Raw genomic sequence first — 6,625 nt, 5'->3', positions numbered from 1 at the left:
GTCGAGCGCCATGTCGCCGACATTGTTGACCAGCACGTCGCAGCCGCCGAAGCTGCCGAAGCAGGTCTCGGCGATCTTGAGGACGTCGGCATGCGAGCCGATGTCGCCCTTCACGGCGATCGCCTTGCGGCCCTTCGCCTCGATCTGCTTGACCACCTCCTCGGCGCCCTTGGCGGAGGAGTTGTAATGGACGACGACGTCGGCGCCCTCGTCCGCGAAGGCGAGCGCCAGCACGGCACCGAAGCCGCGGCCGGAGCCCGTCACGAGCACCTTCTTGTCCTGGAAACGACCCATCTCAGTGTTCCTTCTCGAAGCGTGATCTCCCGGAACCCGGCCGCGTGTGCGGCCGGGCTCGCCTCGTCTGCACGAGGCCGGGGATAATCAGCCGTGGCGTTTGACGATCTCGACGAACTCCGCGTCGGTCAGCAGGCCGCGCTTCTGCAGGGCGAGCTTCTTGACCTCGGCGAGCAGCACCGGGACCTTGTCGTCGCCGACCTTGAGGCCGAGCTCCTCGCCCTTCAGCGTGATCGACGCGGCACCGCTCTTCTTGCCGAGCACGATGCCGCGCGGCGTGTCGAGCAGCGAGGCGGCGTAGGGCTCGATCGCGTGCGGCAGGTGGAACTGCGCCGCCACCGCGCCGGTCTCGCGCACGAACAGGTTCTCGCCGACCACCGGCTTCCACGGCTCGAGCCCGTAACGGGCGATCTGCCGCAGCCGCTCCGAGGCCTTGCGGACCTTGGTGAGGTCGAGGCCGGTGTCGATGCCGTAGAGCAGCTCGAGCGCCAGCGCGATCTCCGGGATGTTGGCGTTGCCGCCCCGCTCGCCGATGCCGTCCACGGTGCCGTGGATCCAGGCCGCGCCGGCATCGATCGCCGCGACCGCGCTCGCGGTCGCGAGACCGAAGTCGTTGTGGCCGTGATAATGAATCGGCACGCTCTCGCCGACCCATTCGCGCGACTTGCCGATCAGGAACGTCACCGCCTCGGGGGTGGCGATGCCGAGCGTGTCGACGACCGCGATCTCCTTGGCGCCGACGTCGAGCGCCGTCTTGTAGACGTGCTCGAAGAAGCCGAGATCGGCGCGCGTCGAGTCGACGCCGAAGAAGCAGACATGGATGCCGTTCTCGGTGGCGAACTTCACCGCGGTCTTGATCCGCTCCAGCACCTTCTCGCGGGTGACCTCGAGGGCGGCGAGCTTGGGATCGGAGATCGGCGCCTCGATGACGCAGTATTTCAGGCCGAGGTCGATCACCGCGGCCACATCGTCCACGAGAGCGCGTGAGAAGCCCCACACCTCCGCCTTCAGGCCGGCCTTGGCGATCGCCCGGATCGCCTCCTTGTCCTCGTCGGAGACGCGCGGGAAGCCCGCCTCGATGCGGCCGACGCCGAGGCCGTCGACCATCCTGGCGATCTCGAGCTTCTGCTCGGGATCGAAGGCGGCGCCGACCGCCTGCTCGCCGTCACGCAGCGTCGTGTCGTAGAACTTCGCGGCGCGCTTCGAACGGCCCGCGAGGGCGACCTCGTTGAGCGTGCCGGACCAGACCTTGGTGCGATCGATCATGGCCGGTCCTCAGAAGCCCTGCCACGCCGGCGCGTCGACCCCGTAGGCCTCCTTCCAGGAGATCACCTTGTTGCGGAGCACGCCGATCTTCTCGATCTCGGCCTCCATCACGTCGCCCGGCTTGAGATACCAGGCCTCCGGATCGGCGCTGAACGCCGCCACGCCCGACACCGTGCCGGTGGTGAGGATGTCGCCGGCGTTGTAGCCGAGCGGCGAGAACTTGGAGAGCAGCTGCGGGATCGTCACCGACATGTGGCTCGAGTTGGAGATCTGGCGCTTCTCGCCGTTCACCCGCAGCTCGAGGTTCAGATTGTAGGGATCCGGAATCTCGTCCGGCGTCACGATCCACGGACCGAACGGGCAGAAGGTGTCGATCGACTTCGAGAAGCAGAAGTTCGCCGATTCCATCTCGCGGCGCTGGATGTCGCGCGCGGTGATGTCGTTGAAGATCACGTAGCCGCCGATGTACTCGGACGCTTCCTTCTCGGTGAAGAACTTGCCCGGCTTGGCGAGCAGCACGCACAGCTCGAGCTCGTAGTCGAGGCACTTCGTGAGATGCTCCGGATAGACGACCGGATCCTCGGGACCGATGATCGCGTCGACGTTCTGGAAGAACACGATCCACGGCTTGATCGCGGCGACCCAGTTGGAGCGGTCGCCCTCGTGGGCGTGCTCGGCGTAGTTGCCGGCCGTGTGGAAGATCTTCTTCGGCTGGATCGGCGCGCACAGCTTGACGTCGGCGAGCTTGAAGCGGCGCTTGGTCAGGCGCTTCTCGGCCTGGTCCTTCACCGGGGCGCCGAGCTCGAACAGCGTGCGCATGTCCGGCACGTCGATCACGACGACCTCGTTGCCGTCGACGGCGCCGACCAGTTGCTCGGTCCCGACCTTGAATGTGGCTAGCTTCATGCCTCGTCTCCTGATGCAGGCGTTTCCGGTGGTCCCCGACCCGCGAGCCCGGGGGTGGTCGCGGCGCGGCCGGGTCCCGGCCTCGGTCGGTGATGCCGAACGATGAGAACGCTCGTGTTCACGACCTCGAACCGGAGGTCGTCGTCGGGCCGGAGAGTGGAGCGGGGCGCGATCGAGGTCCAATATGGAGTTTTGGGAACGCTATCGGGCCCGATTATGCCCATGGGCACGAGTACGGACCCGGTGTGCGGCGCAGCACGGCCGGTCACGTCGCCAGAACGGCCGCGACGATCGCCATCGCCGACCGGACGGCCGCCTCGCGCTTTCCGAATTTCGTAGTTTACGCAAGTGCTTCGAGGGACATTGCGGATTTCTCGGGCGGTGATGCAGGCGGCGTCGAAGGACCGGCGCGCCCTCGTTGCAGCGCAGCACGCCGGTGCCGGCGTCCATGCGCGTCGTGCGCAGCCGGACCGGCATTCCGGCAAGGCGCGCCCACCGTCGGGCGATTCGGCGGGCCGCGGCGCTACCCCTGGTTCGCGGTCGGGGCGGCTCCGCCGCCTTCCGTGCCCGGGGCGAAGCGTATAGGCTCCGGCCCGCATCGGGCGGCCCGGGCCTCGCCGCCGACAGGATCGACCCCACGATGAAGATCGAACCGCGCCGCCTCCTGGAGCTTCTCGCCGTGGCGCGGCACGGCTCGATCAGCGGGGCGGCCGAAGCCGTCAACATGTCCCAGCCGGCGCTGTCGCAGAGCATCGCGCTCCTGGAGCGCGAGGTCGGCGTGAAGGTGCTGGAGCGCGGCCGCCAGGGGGCGCGACTCAACGACTTCGGCGACGCGCTGGTGTTCTACGCCCAGGCGCTCGAATCGCTGCTCGGCCGCGCCGGCGAGGAGATCCGCATGCGCTCGCTGGGGCTGGAGGGCACGCTCGCGCTCGGCATCACCCCGGTGACGGCCGTCGACCTGGTGCCGCGCTGCCTCGAACTCCTGATGCGCGAGAGCCCGAACATCGCCATCAAGGTGATCGACGGGCTCGACCAGGAGATCACCGAGATGCTGCGCACCCGTCAGCTCGACGTGCTGGTGCGCCGGCTCGGCATCGCCCCGCAATACACCGACATCGAGGAGGAGCCGCTGTTCGGCGTCGACTGGTCGCTGATCGCGGCGCCCGACCATCCGCTCGCGCAGCGCGCCTCGGTGCGGCTCCGCGATCTCGCCGACGTGCAGTGGGTGCTGCCGGCCGGCGGCAGCGCGTTCCGCCAGCAGATGGAGCTGGTGTTCACCTCGGTCGGCCAGGCCTGGCCGGTGCGCGGCATCAGCACCAACTCGATCCTCGCCATCAAGGCGATCGTGATGAACTCGGCCTGCGTGTCGGTGATCTCGCCGCGCCTGGTCGAAGTCGAGGCGGCGGCCGGCCGCCTGAAGGTGATCCCGCTGGAGGATGTCGGCCCGCCCCGTCCGGTCGGGCTCGTCTGGCGGCGCGGCGAGAAGCTGTCGCCGGTCGCGGCGCGCTTCGCCAAGATCCTGCGCACGCTGGCGCAGGAGGAGACCGACCTGCGCGACGCCGCGTCCGCCACGGCCGCGCCGTGAGGGGTGGCGCCGCCGTCGGCCGGCGCCGGGCAGAGCTCACATCAGGCAGACCGTGCCGGTGCCCATGAGGCCGATGGCGCGGGCGGCGCCGCGGCTGATGTCGATGTGCAGGCCGGGCGTGTAGGGGCCGCGGTCGTTGACCACCACCTCGACGGCGCGGCCGGTGCGCGGATTTTTCACCGTCAGCCGGGTGCCGAACGGCAGGGTGCGGTGCGCCGCCGTGAAGCCGTCCGGATCGAAGCGTTGGCCGCTCGCCGTCTTGGTGCCCTGCCAGTAGTAGGCCGAGCGCACCAGCCTGCCGCCGCCGCAGCGCGGATCCCCCGTGTCGCCGGCCGGCCGGGCACGCGGTAGCGGGACCGCCGGCGGCGTCAGGGAGGCGAGCTGCGGGCCGGCCCCCGCCGAAGTGGACGTGGACTGCAGCGGATTGGGTGGCCCGGCCGGCGCGGCGACCATCCTGGCCGGACGCGGGCGCGGCACCGGCACGGCGACGGGCACCGCTTCGCCCGGCGCCGCCGAGGCGACCCGGGTCGCGGCCGTGCCGGTCGAAGTCGACGTCGTCGTGGTGGTTTTGGACGGGGGTGTCCGCGCCGTCCGGTCGGCGGCCTCGGTGGCGGCGGCCTCCGGCAGCACCGCGCCGGCGAGCCCGACCCACAGGCCGGCGCCGCCCAGCACCCCCATCAGGGGTGCCCGCAAGACTGATCCACCCGAAGACGACACGTAAAAAGCGATCGATTCACGCAACGCGAACGCGCGCATGCTGTCCCCGCCGGCGAGAACGCACCGGCTCCCCATTCGACGCGACCGACCGAAAAGAGCCGGCCCGCTCCGCGGCCGGATCGCGGCCGCCCCCCGTGGCGTCGACGCGCCTTGCCCCGCGCGCCGTTGACCGGCTTCGAGCGTGTGCTACACAGGTGGCCGAATTGAGGCTGAAAATCGTTGTCGGTCAGGCCATTGGTGCGTCAGGCCAACGGTCGACCGACGGCCGGCCTCGCGCAGTCCCGGCGCCGCCCGACATGACGCCGGTCGGCTGCGACCCCAGACACCGCGGCCCGGGCTGCCGTCGACTCGGCATCCATCAAGACCGCGCGCAACCGGACTGCGACCATGACGATCCGTCTGCACCGCGGCGACCTGCCGGACCTCGCCCGCTACACCGGCGCGGTCGCCATCGACACCGAGACGATGGGGCTCAATCCGGCCCGCGATCGGCTGTGCGTGGTCCAGCTCTCGCCCGGCGACGGCTCGGCCGACGTCGTCCAGATCCCGCGCGACAACCCGGACGCGCCCAATCTGATGGCGCTGCTCGCCGACCGGCAGCGGCTGAAGATCTTCCACTACGCCCGCTTCGATCTCGCCGTCCTCTACAAGACCCTCGGCGTGATGCCCGGCCCGGTCTGGTGCACCAAGATCGCCTCGCGGTTGACCCGCACCTACACGGACCGCCACGGCCTCAAGGATCTCGTCAAGGAGGTGCTCGGCATCGACGTCTCGAAGCAGCAGCAATCCTCCGATTGGGGCGCCGACGAGCTCAGCGAGGCGCAGATCGCCTATGCGGCCTCCGACGTCCTCCACCTGCACGCCCTCAAGGCGCGGCTGGAGGAGATGCTGGCGCGCGAGAACCGCACCGATCTCGCCACCGCCTGCTTCGGCTTCCTGCCCGTGCGGGCGATCCTCGACCTCGCCGGCTGGGCCGAGGAGGACATCTTCGCCCATTCGTGAGGGCTGGTGTGACGGCATGCCCCGCCCGATCGGGCGAGGCCTGCGAGGGCCGCCGTGGGACGGCCATATTCGCGGGCGACCCTGTCGGGCTCGTGATCGCCCGGACGAGCCTCCTGGGGTTACAGGAACCTGGGGTTACAGGGACCTGGGATTACAGGATCTGGGTTCCGGAGCGAGACGCTGGGGATGAACCGCCTGAACGCCGTGCCCGCATCCTACCGAGACGGTCCGCACCGGGCCGGCGCCCTCGCCGGCGTGTCGGCGCGCGACCTGTCGGGCCGGGACGGATCGGGCCGCGGGATGCCGGTGCGCGAGGCGACCGCGCGCGAGGCGTCGCGGGCGCGCCTGCTGCCCAAGAACGACGCCGACCGCCGGTTCCGCCGGGCGGCCCGCCACAGCCGCATGATCCGCCTGCTGCGGATCGCGATCCCCGCCGCCATCGTGGCCGCTGGCGGCGTGCTCGTGGTCGCCGTGTTCTTCAACCCGTTCCAGCCGGTCGAGACCGTGATCGATCCCGGCAAGCTGGTCGTCAGCGGCTCCAAGATCACCATGGAGCTGCCGCGCCTCGCCGGCTTCACGGCCGACCAGAAGCCCTACGCCCTCACGGCCCGCGCCGCCGCCCAGGACCTGAGCAGGCCGGACCTGCTCGAGCTCACCGATCTGCGCGCCCAGGTCGACACCGACGACCAGGGCGCCGTCACCGTGCGCACCGGCAAGGGCTTCGAGGCGAAGCTCCAGGAGGCCGTGCTGGACGTCAAGAAGGGCACCATCGTCTCCGAGGCGCCCGTCAAGGTGACGCTGCCGAACGGCACCGTCGACGCCAACCGGCTCGACATCTCCGACGGCGGCTCGGTG

General features: G+C 70.3%; 7 protein-coding genes. 3 read left to right on the top strand and 4 right to left on the bottom strand.

What is annotated here, in order from left to right; genetic code table 11:
* From ABTU92_RS27815 to ABTU92_RS27805, 3 genes are all read right to left on the bottom strand, one after another.
* The coding region (locus tag ABTU92_RS27815; protein ID WP_408094829.1) for an SDR family NAD(P)-dependent oxidoreductase at positions 1-294 on the bottom strand (294 nt) is incomplete at its 3' end.
* 87 nt (positions 295-381) lie between these two features.
* Complete coding sequence (locus tag ABTU92_RS27810) at positions 382-1,560, bottom strand: hypothetical protein (RefSeq protein ID WP_408094828.1); 1,179 nt, start codon at positions 1,558-1,560, stop codon at positions 382-384.
* Positions 1,561-1,569: 9 nt separating this feature from the next.
* Positions 1,570-2,466 (bottom strand): fumarylacetoacetate hydrolase family protein, encoded by an 897-nt coding sequence (locus tag ABTU92_RS27805; RefSeq protein WP_408094827.1) that lies wholly within the window; start codon positions 2,464-2,466, stop codon positions 1,570-1,572.
* Positions 2,467-3,106: 640 nt separating this feature from the next.
* Here ABTU92_RS27805 and ABTU92_RS27800 point away from each other — a divergent pair.
* On the top strand, positions 3,107-4,051 hold the full coding sequence (locus ABTU92_RS27800) for a LysR family transcriptional regulator (RefSeq protein WP_408094826.1): 945 nt from the start codon (positions 3,107-3,109) through the stop codon (positions 4,049-4,051).
* A 36-nt stretch (positions 4,052-4,087) separates the two neighbouring features.
* Here ABTU92_RS27800 and ABTU92_RS27795 read toward each other — a convergent pair whose 3' ends face one another.
* Positions 4,088-4,744, bottom strand: coding sequence for a septal ring lytic transglycosylase RlpA family protein (locus ABTU92_RS27795; protein WP_408094825.1), 657 nt, complete (start codon positions 4,742-4,744; stop codon positions 4,088-4,090).
* Positions 4,745-5,155: 411 nt separating this feature from the next.
* Here ABTU92_RS27795 and ABTU92_RS27790 point away from each other — a divergent pair, with 411 nt between their 5' ends.
* Together ABTU92_RS27790 and ABTU92_RS27785 are read left to right on the top strand one after the other, a co-directional pair.
* Positions 5,156-5,770, top strand: coding sequence for a ribonuclease D (locus tag ABTU92_RS27790; RefSeq protein ID WP_408094824.1), 615 nt, complete (start codon positions 5,156-5,158; stop codon positions 5,768-5,770).
* A gap of 186 nt (positions 5,771-5,956) precedes the next feature.
* The coding region (locus ABTU92_RS27785) for a hypothetical protein (RefSeq protein ID WP_408094823.1) at positions 5,957-6,625 on the top strand (669 nt) is incomplete at its 3' end.

This window comes from Rhodoplanes sp. SY1 (assembly GCF_046000175.1).
GTDB lineage: Bacteria > Pseudomonadota > Alphaproteobacteria > Rhizobiales > Xanthobacteraceae > Rhodoplanes.
The sequence above is the reverse complement of the archived record's forward strand: the minus strand, read 5'-3'. Positions and strand labels throughout refer to the sequence as shown.

Coding starts and splice junctions, on each gene's coding strand:
- ABTU92_RS27790 (WP_408094824.1), top strand. CDS start 5,156: ATGACGATCCGTCTGCACCGCGGCGACCTGCCGGACCTCGCCCGCTAC.
- ABTU92_RS27810 (WP_408094828.1), bottom strand. CDS start 1,560: ATGATCGATCGCACCAAGGTCTGGTCCGGCACGCTCAACGAGGTCGCC.
- ABTU92_RS27800 (WP_408094826.1), top strand. CDS start 3,107: ATGAAGATCGAACCGCGCCGCCTCCTGGAGCTTCTCGCCGTGGCGCGG.
- ABTU92_RS27805 (WP_408094827.1), bottom strand. CDS start 2,466: ATGAAGCTAGCCACATTCAAGGTCGGGACCGAGCAACTGGTCGGCGCC.